Annotated in this window: 15 protein-coding genes and 1 pseudogene; 3 read left to right on the top strand and 13 right to left on the bottom strand. The window is 45.2% G+C overall.

The features are described from left to right. Positions 1–239 precede the first annotated feature (239 nt). The 3 genes and pseudogenes from D5F11_RS03820 to D5F11_RS03810 form a co-directional block, all read right to left on the bottom strand. Positions 240–1,367 carry an acyl-CoA dehydrogenase family protein gene (locus D5F11_RS03820; RefSeq protein WP_120114628.1) on the bottom strand — a complete coding sequence of 376 codons (1,128 nt, stop codon included), beginning with the start codon at positions 1,365–1,367 and terminating at the stop codon, positions 240–242. Positions 1,368–1,435: 68 nt separating this feature from the next. Beyond that, positions 1,436–2,194: an SDR family NAD(P)-dependent oxidoreductase gene (locus D5F11_RS03815; RefSeq protein ID WP_245998058.1), complete on the bottom strand. Its 759-nt coding sequence runs from the start codon at positions 2,192–2,194 to the stop codon at positions 1,436–1,438. 1,212 nt (positions 2,195–3,406) lie between these two features. Continuing rightward, positions 3,407–4,607, bottom strand: a pseudogene (locus D5F11_RS03810) (3-oxoadipyl-CoA thiolase). 180 nt (positions 4,608–4,787) lie between these two features. On the opposite strand from D5F11_RS03810, the gene D5F11_RS03805 reads away from it, so the two are divergent. The 3 genes from D5F11_RS03805 (at position 4,788) to D5F11_RS03795 (ending at position 6,455) form a co-directional block, all read left to right on the top strand. Then, a complete protein-coding gene (locus tag D5F11_RS03805; RefSeq protein WP_120114629.1) occupies positions 4,788–5,141 on the top strand; it encodes a DUF4870 domain-containing protein in 354 nt (117 codons plus the stop codon). Beyond that, positions 5,131–5,865 carry a MerR family transcriptional regulator gene (locus tag D5F11_RS03800; protein WP_120114630.1) on the top strand — a complete coding sequence of 245 codons (735 nt, stop codon included), beginning with the start codon at positions 5,131–5,133 and terminating at the stop codon, positions 5,863–5,865. The genes D5F11_RS03805 and D5F11_RS03800 overlap by 11 nt, the downstream gene beginning before the upstream one ends. Before the next feature lie 98 nt (positions 5,866–5,963). Next, entirely contained in the window at positions 5,964–6,455 is a 492-nt protein-coding gene (locus tag D5F11_RS03795; RefSeq protein WP_120114631.1) for a small multi-drug export protein, read from the top strand. Between the two features lie 255 nt (positions 6,456–6,710). Here the strand turns inward: D5F11_RS03795 and D5F11_RS03790 are convergent, their stop codons facing one another. From D5F11_RS03790 to D5F11_RS03745, 10 genes are all read right to left on the bottom strand, one after another. Further along, positions 6,711–7,355, bottom strand: coding sequence for a 3-oxoacid CoA-transferase subunit B (locus tag D5F11_RS03790; RefSeq protein ID WP_120114632.1), 645 nt, complete (start codon positions 7,353–7,355; stop codon positions 6,711–6,713). Further along, a complete protein-coding gene (locus tag D5F11_RS03785; protein ID WP_120114633.1) occupies positions 7,352–8,044 on the bottom strand; it encodes a CoA transferase subunit A in 693 nt (230 codons plus the stop codon). The genes D5F11_RS03790 and D5F11_RS03785 overlap by 4 nt, the downstream gene beginning before the upstream one ends. Further along, positions 8,041–8,883, bottom strand: a complete 843-nt coding sequence (locus D5F11_RS03780) for an alpha/beta fold hydrolase (protein WP_120114634.1) — start codon at positions 8,881–8,883, stop codon at positions 8,041–8,043. The genes D5F11_RS03785 and D5F11_RS03780 overlap by 4 nt, the downstream gene beginning before the upstream one ends. Positions 8,884–8,908: 25 nt before the next feature. After that, complete coding sequence (locus D5F11_RS03775) at positions 8,909–9,376, bottom strand: DUF3237 domain-containing protein (protein ID WP_120114635.1); 468 nt, start codon at positions 9,374–9,376, stop codon at positions 8,909–8,911. Continuing rightward, on the bottom strand, positions 9,373–10,515 hold the full coding sequence (locus tag D5F11_RS03770) for a muconate/chloromuconate family cycloisomerase (RefSeq protein ID WP_120114636.1): 1,143 nt from the start codon (positions 10,513–10,515) through the stop codon (positions 9,373–9,375). Before D5F11_RS03770 ends, D5F11_RS03775 begins: the two co-directional genes overlap by 4 nt. A 79-nt stretch (positions 10,516–10,594) precedes the next feature. Further along, on the bottom strand, positions 10,595–11,383 hold the full coding sequence (locus D5F11_RS03765) for a dioxygenase family protein (protein ID WP_245998057.1): 789 nt from the start codon (positions 11,381–11,383) through the stop codon (positions 10,595–10,597). A gap of 312 nt (positions 11,384–11,695) precedes the next feature. Then, positions 11,696–11,959: a ferredoxin gene (locus D5F11_RS03760; RefSeq protein WP_120114638.1), complete on the bottom strand. Its 264-nt coding sequence runs from the start codon at positions 11,957–11,959 to the stop codon at positions 11,696–11,698. A gap of 41 nt (positions 11,960–12,000) precedes the next feature. After that, positions 12,001–13,035, bottom strand: a complete 1,035-nt coding sequence (locus D5F11_RS03755) for an NAD(P)/FAD-dependent oxidoreductase (protein ID WP_120114639.1) — start codon at positions 13,033–13,035, stop codon at positions 12,001–12,003. Positions 13,036–13,160: 125 nt separating this feature from the next. Continuing rightward, the gene (locus tag D5F11_RS03750) at positions 13,161–14,471 is read right to left on the bottom strand and encodes a TRAP transporter large permease (RefSeq protein WP_120114640.1); all 1,311 of its coding nucleotides are present in this window, start codon (positions 14,469–14,471) and stop codon (positions 13,161–13,163) included. Then, positions 14,471–14,971, bottom strand: coding sequence for a TRAP transporter small permease (locus D5F11_RS03745; protein ID WP_120114641.1), 501 nt, complete (start codon positions 14,969–14,971; stop codon positions 14,471–14,473). Before D5F11_RS03745 ends, D5F11_RS03750 begins: the two co-directional genes overlap by 1 nt. Positions 14,972–14,985 lie beyond the last annotated feature (14 nt).

Genomic DNA, 14,985 nt, shown 5'->3' with positions numbered 1-14,985 from the left:
TTCCCTTTCAAATGCTGTGTTGTTACGCCTTCACAGACAGCAACATTCAAGTACTTTCCCCTATCCGGCAGAAGCCTACTCCTATTCAAATATAGTTTTTGAATCTCTCTCTACATTTGCCTGAACACGGTCTAACCTTCAACAACCTATTTGGATGAGTACCATGTTCGAGACTTTCTTTTTAAAAAGTTATTTTATAAAAACTAATCATCAAGTTTGTTCGTGTAAGCATGGCAGACTCAGATGTAGCCGCGCATCGGTGACACGCCCAGGAACACCGATCCTGCTCCATCATACATGCTTTCATTGAGAAATGCGTGCTGAGTCACGACCATTGCGTCGCGCAGATGGCGTTGCAGTGGGTGCCCGTCGTAGATTGCCGCAGTGCCGGCAAGCAGGTAGGCTGACTGCACGGCACGCGCACCTTCACGGGCAGCTTGAGTGGCGGCTAGACGAAGGATGCTTGTTTGGTCATCGGATACACCATCACCCTTTAGAATCGATTCCCACGCGGAATCAGTAGCCTCGTAGAAGAAGGAGCGTGCCGACCTTAGTGATGCTTCTGCCTTTGCCAAGGAGATTCGCACATAAGCGCGTTCGGCCATCTTCGGTGCCCCAGTGATGCTAGAACGGCCACCAGCCATCTGAGAAACTTCATCAAGCGCAGCACGGGCTATGCCAAGATTGACTACCGCCAGTACCTGTGCTGCATAAGCGATGGATGGATACTGGTAGATCGGCTCTTCAATAGAAGGCACACCGCCGCGGACAAAGGTCCATTCGTCGGAGACGAAGGCGTCTTTCACCCGCAGGTCATGGCTACCTGTTCCGCGCATCCCGATTACTTCCCAGTTCTCAACGATGTCCACATCCTCTGGTCTAAGTACAGCAGTAAGCGGTTTACCGCCTTCGCCTGCTCCAATACCGACGCCGAGAATGTCAGCCCCCATACATCCACTTGCAAACTTCCAGAGACCGTTCACGCGCCAGCCGCCCTTGATCTTCTCTGCGGGCTGAACCGGAAACAGGCCGCCCGCGAAGGCCACGTCTGGCCCATTTACGTAAACTTGGGCGAGAGTTTCGCGAGGTAGAGCCGCTAGATAGAGCGCCGCAGAGCCGAAGCTTGCTACCCATCCGGTGGAGCCGTCAGCCTCTGAGATGGACTCGATCAGCTTGAGAAACTCCGAGGGCGAGAGGGCATCCCCGCCAAAGCAACGAGGCGTGTGGGCGCGGTAGACACCCAGTTGTTTTAGTTGTTCCACCATGTCCCGCGGCACGTGCCGTTTCGCTTCAAATTCATCCCGTCGGGTGCGGATTTCAGCCAGCACACGATTAAGCAGGCTCTGACTTTGCATTTCAACAGTCATTATCTTTCCTCCCTATTTTTTATATCTTCCGTCTGATTACTTTAATAGAAAAAAGTCGATAAAATACTTTATCTCATAAGCCGGCCGCCATTCATATCGAACGTCGCTCCAGTTGTGAATCCGCCTGAATCAGAGGCTAAATAGGATACTAAGTCTGCCACCTCTTGCGGTTCTCCTACACGCCTAAGTGGAATGGTCTCTATCATTTGAGCCAATTTATCCGGATCCATTTTATCCATCTCCGGTGTACGAACAGAAGCCGGAGCAACAGCATTAACCGTAATTCCATAAGCCGCCAGCGATCGGGCAAAGGTTTTGCTCAACGCGATTTGTCCTGCCTTAGAAGCAGAATAATGGGCACCTGAAGTTAATGGACCTGCCTGTCCTCCAAACGAGGACATATTGATGATTCGTCCCCACTTTCCTTTTTTCATTGCAGGAATCACAGCTTGTGAAAAAAAGAATGTGCCTTTTAAATTTACAGAAAGAACGTGATCCCATTCTTCCTCATTGATTTCTTCTATTGGCGTTTCAAAGCGGATTCCTGCATTATTGACTAAAATATCGATTCTGCCCCACTCATTGAAAACTTGGTTAACAGCTTTTTTAATCCCGTCCATATCAGATACATCCAATTGAATGAACATCACTTGGTTTTGCATTACTTCCTTTTGAAACAGCTGTTTTGTTTGTTCGAGATTCTCCTTGTTTCTGATTACAAAAACTGTTTTTTTTCCTTCGTTGACAAAATTTTCGGCGATAGCTAACCCGAGACCTTTATTTGCTCCGGTAACTATTGCGACTCTTTGCTCGTTCATTGTCATCATCCAATTCCTCTCTTCCCCAAAAGTTGAAAGCTTTTCATATTCCTCCAAAATGACGGAATAAAACTCAAAATAATAACGACACCACATGTTTAATTATCTGGACTTTGGTATACCAGATTTATTGAGCGCGTTTTCATAAACTGATCTTATTCATGCAGGTCGGATCTAGAAGTAACCTCTATAGCAATAGTAGAATATTTAAAAAACTCAAACCACATCACATTAGGTTTGAATATTCCGCAAAGTTCAGTACGATTAGTACCATATAAGGCAGAAGCTAAAAAAGGACAATGGTCTTTTACAAGGGGGATGATCAGAGTTAGGAAGATTCATAAAGCACCCTTCTTCCCTTTTAATATTAGGAGAGACTATCGAGATTCCTGCTCCCAATGGCCTTTATTAATGATTTTATGACCTAGCTGACGATTGGCACCCTGTTATTCTCGCAGGATGTCACTCTGAAAAGGACTACCGGGCATTTAGTTGAATTAAAATTTCTCATGTAACTGTTACAAAAGCTTAGATTCAGTTCCGTAATCAATCAAAGATTTTTCGTTCAAACTATATAGAATATGAAAGTACAGTCCGAAATTCGGCAATACTGTCCGGTATATGAAAATACTGTCCGAAATTCGCAGGATACTGCCCAGAATACGAAAATACTGTCTGAAGTTCGCAGAATACTATCTAGAATACGAAAATACTGTCTGAAGTTCGCAGGATACTGTCCAGAATACGAAAATACTGCTGAAGTTCGCAGGATACTGTCCAGAACACGAAAATACTGCTGAAGTTCGCAGAATACTATCCAGAATACGAAAATACTGCTGAAGTTCGCAGAATACTATCCAGAATACGAAAATACTGCTGAAATTCGCAGGATACTGTCCAGAATACGAAAATACTGTCCGAAATTCGCAGGATACTGTCCAGAATACGAAAATACTGCTGAAGTTCGCAGAATACTATCCAGAATACGAAAATACTGTCCAGAATAAACCGCAAATCTTTCGTTCAACTTTTATAGAAGGGGAATTTTATGTAACACTAATCAAACATGCTTAAAGTGGAATATGGTAGCATAATGAAGATTTCTATTAACAGAAATTTCGCTTCTTCATTAAATGTGTTTGAGCAGCAATAGCTGACAGTATTAAAACCTCCCGAAGGGGAGGTTTTTTGGGACGTTTATTTAAGATTATGTTTCTTCTTTTAATAGGCGTTTTCAACAGCAACAGATATTCCTTGACCGACACCAATACACATTGTTACCAGCCCATGCCTGGCATTACGCCTCCTCATCTCATAAAGAAGAGTGGTCAGTATTCTTGCCCCGCTGGCTCCAAGGGGGTGGCCCAGTGCAATAGCTCCCCCGTTTACATTAACCTTCTCTTTCTCAAGGCAGAGTTGTTTCATGCACTCCAAAGATTGGGAGGCAAAAGCTTCATTCAATTCAATCAGATCAATATCATTGGCTGTCCATCCCAGTCTATTCAATAGTTTGTTCGTGGAGTTGATTGGGCCTAACCCCATTACGGAAGGTTCCACTCCAGCGGTTGCAGATCCAACGAATCTGGCAAGAGGTGTAAGTCCCAGCTCTTTTGCCTGTTTCGCGCTCATCAATAACAGGGCGGCAGCTCCGTCATTCACTCCAGAAGCATTCCCAGCCGTAACCGTTCCATTTGCAAATAGAGGCTTAAGATTGCCCAGCTTTTCCAGAGTGGTCTCTGGACGCGGGTGCTCATCCTTGCTTACCACTATTTCCTGGTCCTTTCTATCTTTGAAGGTTACTGGCACGATTTCATCTTCAAAACGGCCGGATTCGACGGCTGCTTTCGCCCTCTGTTGGCTGAGATAGGCGAACGTCCTGCTCTTCCCGCGAAATGCCAAATCGCTGGGCCACGTTCTCGGCAGTCTGAGGCATGGAGTCCGTCCCGTACATCTTTTCCATCTTTGGGTTAACGAACCGCCAGCCGATCGTCGTATCGAACAACTCCATATTCCCCCGCGGGAATTCCAAATCCGGCTTTTTCATCACAAACGGCGCCCTTGTCATACTTTCTGTGCCGCAAGCAATAATAATATCCGCTTCCCCCGCAAGAATCGTACGGGCTCCCATACTGACAGCATCCAGACCGGAGCCGCACAGCCGATTGACGGTCGTTCCACTTACTGTTTCCGGTAAACCTGCAAGCAACGCAGACATCCGTGCCACATTGCGGTTATCCTCTCCAGCCCCGTTGGCATTGCCGAATATGACATCCCCGATTGCCTCCAAGGGCAGACCGGGGTTACGGTCCACCAGGGCTTTGATGACGATGACCCCCAGATCGTCAGGGCGGACACTCTTTAGTGCCCCCTTATATCTTCCAATCGGAGTCCGGATCGCGTCCACAATGACGACTTCTGTCATCAACTGCCCTCCTTTTGGAGGGTATTCGGATTATCGTGTGGAAAATCCATAATACCAAATTTGTGTTAATAAAATCATGAAGCGGATTTTCATGTAGAATAACAAAATTATATTTCCTTGATACTCTACCCACGTCACCTTTTATACTTATATTTAAGAAAAGATAAGAAAGGTGAAAAAATGAGTAAACCATCAAAAAAGGAAATATTTTTAGTACAATTAATGCTTGGAATTTCACTACTTCTCGGTGTCATACCTCCCCTTATTATGTTTTTAATTACAAGAAAGAAAAATTTATATTACCGTGAATCAAGTCGCAAAGCACTTAACTTTCATTTGACAATTTTTCCATTATTCGTAATCAGCAGTCTTCTTCCTTCATGGGTTAAGTACGCTATATTGGCTATAGAAACATTAATAATCATTTATGCTATTATTCAAATAGCTCTCCAAAGGCCTTATCAATATCCAGCCATTCCTTACATTAAAAGCAAAAAAGCAAATCTAGAAAAGGGGTATTCACATGTCAAATAACATGTTTACAATAGGACAATTGGCTAAACAAACGGGAGTTACCATACGAACGCTTAGATATTACGATAAAATTGGTTTACTAATACCAACTGACTATAAGGATGGAGGGCATCGACTATATAGTCCTGATGACCTTTTACGTTTACAGCAAATTCAATCTCTTAAATTCATAGGATTTTCACTTAAAGACATCGCAGATTTATTAGAATCACATGATGTAGAAGAACAGCAACTTATCCATTCAATTGCATTTAAAAAAAGAGAACTCATTGCAGAACAAGAGAGAATTCACCAGACTATTGATCAGTTGGATCATATGAAAACTATAATCTCAGGCTCTGAAAAAATAGATGTAAAATTATTTTGCTTTATTATTCATTCAATTCTTTTGGAAGAGGAAAACCTTAATGAATATAGTCAAATTAAAGGTTCTATTCACAATTTTAGAAGTGAAGAAAGAGTTAATTTAGATAAAGAGTACTTTTCATTATTTATGAATTTAAAAAAACTTGTAGCGAACGAAACAAATCCTAAATCTGATGAAGCATTAAAACTTACCAAACATTTGGTAGCTCTTTCTAACCAAACGCTATCAATGATAGAGACAGCAGAAATAAAATCAATGGATCAATATGACGAACCTAATATACTTAATCCCTTCACTGAAGAAGAAAGAACCTTTCTTAATAACGCTTTTGTTTATATGTCAAAGTTACAAGAATGATATCTTTTCAGCTGAAAAAACAGTATTCTAAATCATTAAACAAAAGATTAAATACTCATACTTTGCACATATAAAGTTCACTTAGGGAGGATTTAGTTTTGATTCAAGATATTTTCCAAAGGGTTGAAGAAATTAATGTTATTTATCAATATATAGCAGTATTTATAATTGGGTTTGTGCCTTTTCTTGAGGCTTTCGTAGCAGTACCAATCGGAATACTTTTAGACCTACCTTTTATTCTTGTTGTTTTAGTCGGGGCTACCGCTAACTGGCTGTCTGTCATGGTTTTAATAGTATTTTCTTCTTTTACAAGGTCTTTGTTTTCCGAAAGGGAAAAAAATAATTCTGATCATTTTATTAATAGACGTTTTCAAAAAGCCAAGGCATACTTCAATAAATACGGAGTTCCTGGGATTGCACTTCTGGGTCCTATAATAGGAACAAATCATATTGGAGCTTTGGTTTGTATAATAGCAAAAGCAAATAAAAAGAATATCATACTTTGGCAAACTGTCAGTATAGTTATCTGGGCTATCGGGACTGGCGTTCTTTTGATCTATGGAGTGGATATCTACAATAATATAAAGTAATATTTGGTCGTGGTTACTCTTTTGAAGTCCATAGAGCAAAGATATTGTACACCCAAGGCTATCGTAAAATTAAAAAGAAATTCAAAAAACTTTAAACTGTTTTCGGGAAAATGTTACCTGATCAATTCTCAAATTGGGAGCAAACTGGCTATGATTGGGTGTATGAAGAAATCTATGGTGCTGATTTTTCCACACTGACTAAGGCAATGATAGGAGGAGGGTTCTTTTTAACCCTCTTTCCACACTATTTTCCGATTACCCCTTTTGGAGAAGTTCCTCGCTAATCTGGAATGGAGCCATTGTCTTTTCCTTCACTTCTCCCAATGTGGCATCCCCCATGAGTTCAGTCAATTCATATTCGTCATCCTTCCACTTGAAGACGGCCAGGTCAGTGATTACAATATCCGCAGTCCTGGTGGAGGTGATAGGGAAGGTGCAGCGCTCCACAAGCTTAGGGGAACCGTCCTTAGAAACATGGCTCATAGTGATAATGATCTTTTTGGCACCGGATAACAAATCCATGGCTCCTCCGACACCGATGATATCCTTCCCGGGAATGGCCCAGTTGGCCACATGACCACTTCCATCCACCTGTAAAGCCCCGAGAATAGCGACATCCACATGGCCTCCTCTGATCATCGCGAATGAGTCCGCACTATGGAAATAAGAAGCACCCACGGCTTCGCCGACCGGGAGCTTGCCAGCGTTAACAAGCAGCGGGTCTACCTGATCCTCTTCGACGGAAGTAACTCCTAACAGCCCGTTTTCCGTGTGCAGGTAATATTTGCTCTGGTCCAGATAATCGGGAACTAATGTCGGAATCCCAATCCCCAGGTTGATGATGGAATATGGGACCAGCTCTTGCGCCGCCCGCTTGGCAATCATTTCCTTGATGCTCATACTTCTTTCACCCCTTCATTCGTTAAGATGAGTTGGCTGGTAACGATCGTATCCACATACAGATGTGGGGTGACGATCTCTTCAGGTGACAGTTCTCCTTCTGCGACAATCTCATCCACTTCCGCGATAACGTAATCCGCGGCAGTAGCCATGATCGGGTTGAAATTCCGTGCCGTCTTATAGTAGACCAGGTTGCCCTTTGTGTCCGCTTTTTTTGCCCGAACCAGGGCTACGTTGGCCTTCAGAGCTTTTTCAAAGAGATACGTCTCTCCATCGATTTCCTTCGTTTCCTTGCCTTTGGCCAGCTCCGTGCCGACGGCAGTCTTCGTATAAAATCCGCCGATCCCCGCACCGCCTGCGCGGATGGCCTCTGAAAAAGTTCCTTGTGGAAGCAATCCGATTTCAAGCTTGCCTTCGTTATACCACTGGGCGACTTCCCGGTTGCTCGTAAAATAGGAGCCGATAGCCTTCTTGATTTTTCCCTGCCGCAGCAAAAGGCCCAGACCCCGTCCGGCTTCGCCCACGTTGTTGCTGATGATTGTCAGGTCCTTCGCGTCATGGCGTGTGAGTTCGTCGATCAGTGTCAGGGGGCTGCCGATCAGGCCGAAACCGCCGACCATAATGGTGTCCCCAGACTTAACGATTCTTCGTATGATCTGCGGTGCATCCGTCTGTTTGGTGGCACTCATGACTTCACTTCCTTTTGAGATAAAAATGATTCCAGCTGCCCGATGATCTCTGGCTGCCAGTTGAACACCAGTTCATAATGGTTGGCCGATGTCACAGCCGTCCGGATGTTTCTGGCCGCCTCTTTTGTCTGGGCATAGCCCTCTTCTTTAAAAAGTGGCCCCTTGTCCCCGAGGCTGCCGGTCGCCGTCAGCAAGAAGACGGGACAGTGGATATGCGCCAGCACGTCTTCCGGTTGGAACGTATAAAAGCTTTCGAAGTCCCGTGCGATGGTGTCCGGGTCGGATTTGTTCCTCCAGGCTCCTCCGTCTTCTTTAATTTCATAGCGGACCACCTCTTCCATATGCGGTCCCCAGTCGACGCCAAGGGTCGTATACAGCTTTTTCGCCTCCTGCGCATAGTCGTCCGGACAGGTGAAAGTCTTTTTCAAACGCCCCAGGGAAGGGAGGACGAGCTTTCTGGTCTCCTCGTCCGCTTCGCCGGCCCCGTCCAGAAGGATCAATGCTTTTGTCTCATCCAACCGGCTGGCGGCGATTGCGCTGATATACGCGCCCATGGAATAGCCCAAAAGGATGGGATGCTCAATCTTAAGCATGTTAATCAGGTCCAGGAGGTCATCTGCATGGGTGTCAATCGAGCTGTCCTTCGGAGCCGGATCGCTGTTTCCGCGCCCGAGGATGTCGTAGCTGATGAACCGGTAATCGGAGAGAGCCTCCTGGTAATAGTTGAGTTGCTTATGGTTGCCGGTAAGCCCGTGGGAGCCGATGATTGTTCCCTGCTCACCGGTGGTTTCATGGATATAAAAAGTGCGGCCTTTTTTAGTTGTTACGTACTGTCCCATTGCTTATATCCCCGCTTTCTGAGTATTAATCCACGGTGTAGATAGAATAGTTCACTTTTCCAGGCAGCCGGATGCCTCTAGATACGAACAGCCGCCGGTTCAGCCAGTCATATTTGACAGAGGCGGTTTCAAAGATCGGGGCAGTCCGGAAATAGTACTCGTCCGGATCAACCTCCTCGTTGTTGTCCAGCCGCTGCAGAACTTCCGGCTCTCCGGTGCGGATGCCTCTGTAGGACATCATGATCAGCTCACCGTCATCAGTTTTCAGCAAAATCCGCACGTCCTGAATGATGGTGCCGTCTTCCCGGACAGTGATCCAGTCGTCGCCGCCGGGAATCACCTCAGCCATCAGCCGGTCGCCTTTGAGGGACCCGCCGGTGACGCGGATGATCCGCCGGTTGCCGATCGGGGTCTTCCCGGGCAGGTGGGCCCCTTCGACAGTCAACTCCATATCACATAAAAAGGAAAGGGAGGGGGCAGGCAGATGTCTCATCGGGTCAGCACTCCTTTCTCTTCTTTTCTCCGATATTTTTCCACTTTTGTTTCATCCAGCTCCACGCCAAGGCCTGGGCCATCAGGAACCAGAATGGAGCCGTCCTTGATGGTCAGCGGATTTTTCACCAGGTCATCGGCCAGCCAGTCAGGCCCAAACAGCTCACTGCCGTAATCAAGATTCGGGATGGAAGCATAGGCATGCACGCAGGCGGCAGTTCCGATGGAGCTTTCCAACGAAGTTCCTCCGAAACAGGAGATGCCGGCCGCTTGGGCGATCCCGGCAATCCTTACCGTGTTCTTCATCCCGCCGGATTTATGTATTTTCAGGGAGAAAATATCCGCCGCTTTTTCTTCCGCAAGGCGCAGAGCATCCTGAACCGTTGCCAGGCTTTCGTCAGCCATGATGGGCACTTTTTTCATCGCAGCCAGTTGGGCAAGCCCTCGGATGTCTTCTGGTGGAAGCGGCTGCTCGAGGAAGTCGATGCCCACTTCGAAAAAGGCGTCCATCCATTTCATTACTGTGACTTTATCCCACGATCCATTCGGGTCGATCCCGATGGAGGAGCGGCCGCGGATACCTTCAGCGATTCGGATGTTGCGAAGGGCATCGGCATCAGGGCTCTCCTTCCCGGATTTCGTTTTGAAGTTGGCATAGCGTCCAGCGTTCACATGGTCGATGGCTTCTTCGATATCCCCTTCGGGAGTTCCGGAAGCAAGGGCCCAGCGGACCGGGATCTTTTCCAGGTGCAGGCCGCCCAGCAGCTGATGGACAGGTACGTCATAGGTTTTTCCAAGTGCGTCCAACAGTGCCATTTCCACGGTGGCTTTCGCAAAGTGGTTCGCACGGATCTGCCGGTTCAGCTTCTGCATGAGCTTTTCGATATAAGCAGGATTCTCCTCCAGGAGTAAGGGGACGGCGTACCGGTCGATGACGAGCTTCATCGTTTCCACACTTTCGCCATTCCACCAGATTCCCGGTGTTGTTCCTTCTCCGATGCCGACGACACCGTTGCTCAGTTCCACTCGGATGAGAACAAAGCTTTTGTTGGCCACCTTCTCGGTCGAAAACTGGTGGGGGCGTTTAATGGGGATGTCCAGCAATTCTGTAGTAATGCGTTTAATTCGCAAGGTTTTCAAGAAAGATCTCCTCCTGTACTTATAAGAACTTCAGGCAAAGAAAAAAGGGGACAGAATATATGCCCCCGGCACCCGGAGATTATTCCCGGCGCATAACAAATTTTAACGAAGCTTCCTTACAGTTGTTCTTATCCTCGAGCGATGTGACAAGCTCGGTGCGGACGCCGTCTGCTACATCTGTCTCCAGCCACTTGTCCCCTTCGAAGAATACCTGAGTGATCAGCGTTTCATGACCATCAGCTTCAAACATGAAGTGAAGGTGCGCCGGGCGCATTGGATGCTGGTCCATATACTCCAGGAACTCTCCGGTAGGACCCTGATCCGGAATTGAATAAGGGAGCGGAACAATGGATTTTACTTCAAAGTTACCGTCTTCATCAGTGAAGAAATGCCCTCTTAGGTTATATTTCGGTGCATCAGCATCAAAGGCTGAATATTTTCCCGTATTGTCGTTTTGCCACATTTCCACCTTTGCGTTTGCCAGCGGCATGCCATCTGTGCTGCTTACATTTCCTTTGAAAATCAAAACCTCTCCTGCTTCATCAGGACGCTGAGTCAAAGTATAAGGCTTGCCCGGTTCCTTTTCTACTTCCGGCGAGCCTTCAATGTAGTAAGGTCCCAAGAGAGAAGGCTGAGTGCCCGGCTTGTCCGTATACATGGCTCTCAGTACATGTGTCTCTAGGAACACATCCGCATAAAGAGGAAGTTCTCCAGCTCTTCCAAGTCGATCCGCCCAGTTGACAAAATTGGTGTATTCTTCGTGATTCAATTTCGCTTCCTGCAAGAAGTTTTGGAGATGCTTGATGAATAAGTTAAATACTTCTTCTACACGCTCGTTCTTTTTCACTACTTGTTTTTGCAAGATCATTACCTCCATTAATTCAGCTATTCACTTCAATCTCGCGCTTTGAAGCAGGTTAGATATTTTTTCAAGACAGCGTTTACATAACAATGGCCGTGTACCAGTATAGAACCAAGAAAGATCGATACACTACATTGGTGTTTACTAGCTATTTGTATGTCTAGTACGCAAGATCAAGTTATTCAAATTGTAACAATATTTAGTTAGACATTATACAGCACAATCCTTCTAATATATTTGAAATAACCATACGAAGAGGTCCAAAAATAAGAAGAACCCTCTCACAACAGGTCCTCCTTTTATTCTGCATTCCTATCATTAAAAGCCTCCGGCACTCGGAAACTTGTACGGATTTCCATTAAACGGTTCATCAGATATTTTAATAGATTCTGTCGGGCATCCTTCATGAGCATCTTCCAAATCATCCATCAAATCCTCAGGAACGGGTGTATTCCCGCTATTGTCATCCAATCTAACAAACGACAGTCCTTCTTCATTGTAATCATAAATGTCGGGTGCAGCAGCCCCGCAAGCACCGCATGCAATGCAAGTATCTTGATCAACAATTGTATATTTTGGCACCGGCACTTTCCTCCTCATATGAAATCTAGTTTGGTCCATTTTTATGATATGGTCATTGGCTGTTTTTCTTCTCTTTCCCTTTTTTCCATAATGGTTGTGCTGTGAAGCGACTGTACTCTTGCAGCAGGGTCAATAAATGCTTTGGCGTTGCTTACAGCTGTTGTAGCTTCTCCAAACCCGGAAGCGATTAACTTCACTTTGCCTGGATAGGTTGTAATATCACCCGCTGCATAAATCCCTTCAATATTTGTCTCCATTTTGGAGTTCGTTACAATTGAATTCTTCTCGATGTGTAATTCCCATTCCAAAATAGGACCCAAAGAAGCTACAAACCCATAATTGATCAGGACATCATCAACAGGGATGGTGATTTCAGAGTCGCTCTTTGTTTCTTGCAAAACCACTTCCTTGACCCGGTCGTCGCCTAGGAATTTAATAGGATTAAATGGCGTTAAAACCTTTGCCGATGATTTCTTTAGCAACTCCACGCTGTGTTCATGAGCCCTAAACTTATCCCTGCGATGCACAACGGTAACCTGATCTGCAATCGGTTCAAGCATTAATGCCCAATCCACGGCTGAGTCCCCTCCGCCAAATACGGCAACACGCCGATTCCTAAACTTTTCAAGGTCAGTAATAAAATAGTGAACATTGGAATCTTCATACTTACTAATCTCATCCAGCTTCAATTTACGCGGTTGGAAAGCTCCATTTCCTGCTGTAATAATGATCGTTTTTGAATAGTGAATACCGGAACTCGTCTTAATCCTGAAAATTCCGTTCTCTTTTTTGATAGATTGAACAGCTTGATTCAAACAAATAGAAGTATTGGAATCAAACATATTCGTTTGCTCAAGCAAATTGTCAACAAGTTCCTGTGCTCGAACCTTTGGAAATCCAGCAACATCGTATATATATTTCTCGGGATATAATGCGCTTAATTGTCCGCCCAATTGCGGAAGGCTATCGATTATTTTGGCAGTTGCCTGTCTCAGGCCAGCATAAAACGCCGTAAAAATTCCAACTGGCCCTCCTCCAATAATGGTAATGTCACGCACTTCTTTGTCCTCCTGCACCTCAATCCCTCCCTCAACCTGAAATAAGCGTATATTTTTAATTTTAAATTTACTCTTCGACTGTCACAACATACCAATAGGCTGAAAAAACAAAGTAAAACCGTACTGTTCCCCTTATTTTTGTCCTACATCAAGCTTGGAAGCCATAATACTAACTGGGGAAACACGATGAGTAGTACCATACAAACAACGTTTAATAAAATAAACGGAGTGACTGCTCTGTAGATTTGCCCCATGCTTGCTTTATCAGCTAAAACGCCCTTCATCGCAAACAGGTCCATTCCAAACGGCGGAGTGATGGTTGCCAATTGCATATTCAGCAGTAAAATGACCGAAAACCAGATTTTATCGAATCCAACCGCTCCTATTATGGGCATGAGTAATGGCAAGGTCATCATCATAATGGAAACAGGCTCCAGAAAGCATCCAAGGAAAATGAGCAGGATCTGTAATATGATCAATACCAAAATAGGAGATATTGAAAGCTCGCTGAAAAACAGGATAAGGGCTTCAGTAATTCCCGTAAAACTGAGTACCTGACTAAATATGGAAGCTCCCGCCATGATCATTAAAATCATAGCAGTTGTTTTTAATGTTCCATAAAGTGACTCTAACAGCAGTTTATACGTCAGTCTTTTATAAAAAGCTGCCAGGAGAACAACGGCGACTGCTCCGAGGACCGCCGATTCAGTCGGTGTAGCAATCCCTAACATAATCAAGGCTACGATGGTTGCTACAATAAGTCCAATTGGCATGATGTACTTTATTGTATCTTTTAACCTTTCAGCCCAGGACACCTTCTCCACATGGTAAGAAGGAGCCAACTCCGGTTGTAGAGCGCAACGTATAGTGACATAAACAACAAAAATCAGCGCTAGTAACAGTCCTGGAATCACGATTGCGACCAGGAAATGCCCTACAGGTATTCCCGCTAGGGAAGCAAGGATGACACCAAGTGCAGTCGGCGGTATCATTGTGGCTAATCCTGCACTCCCCAAAATGGGGCCAATAGACATCTTGTGACTATACCCTTTTTTCTCCATCTCAGGAACTAAAAGTGAACCCAGCAAGGCGGTGCTTGCCACACTTGATCCGCTCAAAGCGGAAAATAGCGTTCCGCTTCCGACCGCCAGCAGGCTCAATCGACCCGGCAGCGCACCCAGCCACTTGCCAAGCGCCTCAAACACATAGGCCCCTATACCCGTCCGGAACATGATCTCTCCCATTAAAATAAACATGGGGATAGGCAGCAGAGAGAACAGGCTGACAGATTGAAACATATCCATAGTCAGCAATTCCACTCCGTTGGTCCCATTCCACAGAAAAAAGACTGCGACCATATTTACAGCTAAAAAGGCAAAGGCAACAGGCACACCTATCCCGAACAAGAAAGCCAATCCTATGAATATGAGAGTTAACACAATATACCATTCCATCAGCTGTCTCCTTTCCGTTCGGAGGGAAACTCATTAACGGAGTCAATGATTCTGAACAAGAATTGCAGCGAGGCAATTAACAGGCCAACCGGCACTATGCCAATAAGCAGTGCTTGGGGCAGTTCCAGGACTGTCTCTGTCACTGTCCCCTGGGATATTAAGCCCGCCACTTTATAAAAACCGAAAAATGTCAGTATGGCAGTGATCAAAAATCCGATAGATGAACTGAGAATGTTTGAAGCCCTTTTATATGTAGGCGACAATCTCTCGGTAATTAAATCGAATTTAATATGGCCATCCGCTTTCAATAGCCAACCAGCTCCGCAAAAAGTTATAAAAGCAAGCATGTACTCTGTCATCTCAATCGTCCAATCCATCCCCAAATAGAGAAAATTCCGGTTGATAATTTCAATGATCACCAGACAGCACAACCCGATAATAAGAAAGATGCCGATTACGCCAAATACATCCGTAATACGATTTACTGCTTTTCTCAACATCCTCTGCCTCCTTT

Origin of the sequence: Siminovitchia terrae, from assembly GCF_003605405.2 — a bacterium.
GTDB lineage: Bacteria > Bacillota > Bacilli > Bacillales > Bacillaceae_C > Siminovitchia > Siminovitchia terrae.
This window is presented reverse-complemented; position numbering and strand designations above follow the sequence as displayed.

Excerpts from the sequence above, each read along its gene's own strand:
- D5F11_RS03785 (WP_120114633.1), bottom strand. The coding sequence starts at position 8,044 with ATGAGTGCCACCAAACAGACGGATGCACCGCAGATCATACGAAGAATC.
- D5F11_RS03765 (WP_245998057.1), bottom strand. The coding sequence starts at position 11,383 with ATGATCTTGCAAAAACAAGTAGTGAAAAAGAACGAGCGTGTAGAAGAA.
- D5F11_RS03805 (WP_120114629.1), top strand. The coding sequence starts at position 4,788 with ATGAGTAAACCATCAAAAAAGGAAATATTTTTAGTACAATTAATGCTT.
- D5F11_RS03820 (WP_120114628.1), bottom strand. The coding sequence starts at position 1,367 with ATGACTGTTGAAATGCAAAGTCAGAGCCTGCTTAATCGTGTGCTGGCT.
- D5F11_RS03745 (WP_120114641.1), bottom strand. The coding sequence starts at position 14,971 with ATGTTGAGAAAAGCAGTAAATCGTATTACGGATGTATTTGGCGTAATC.
- D5F11_RS03815 (WP_245998058.1), bottom strand. The coding sequence starts at position 2,194 with ATGATGACAATGAACGAGCAAAGAGTCGCAATAGTTACCGGAGCAAAT.
- D5F11_RS03775 (WP_120114635.1), bottom strand. The coding sequence starts at position 9,376 with ATGAGACATCTGCCTGCCCCCTCCCTTTCCTTTTTATGTGATATGGAG.
- D5F11_RS03790 (WP_120114632.1), bottom strand. The coding sequence starts at position 7,355 with ATGAGCATCAAGGAAATGATTGCCAAGCGGGCGGCGCAAGAGCTGGTC.
- D5F11_RS03780 (WP_120114634.1), bottom strand. The coding sequence starts at position 8,883 with ATGGGACAGTACGTAACAACTAAAAAAGGCCGCACTTTTTATATCCAT.
- D5F11_RS03800 (WP_120114630.1), top strand. The coding sequence starts at position 5,131 with ATGTCAAATAACATGTTTACAATAGGACAATTGGCTAAACAAACGGGA.
- D5F11_RS03750 (WP_120114640.1), bottom strand. The coding sequence starts at position 14,471 with ATGGAATGGTATATTGTGTTAACTCTCATATTCATAGGATTGGCTTTC.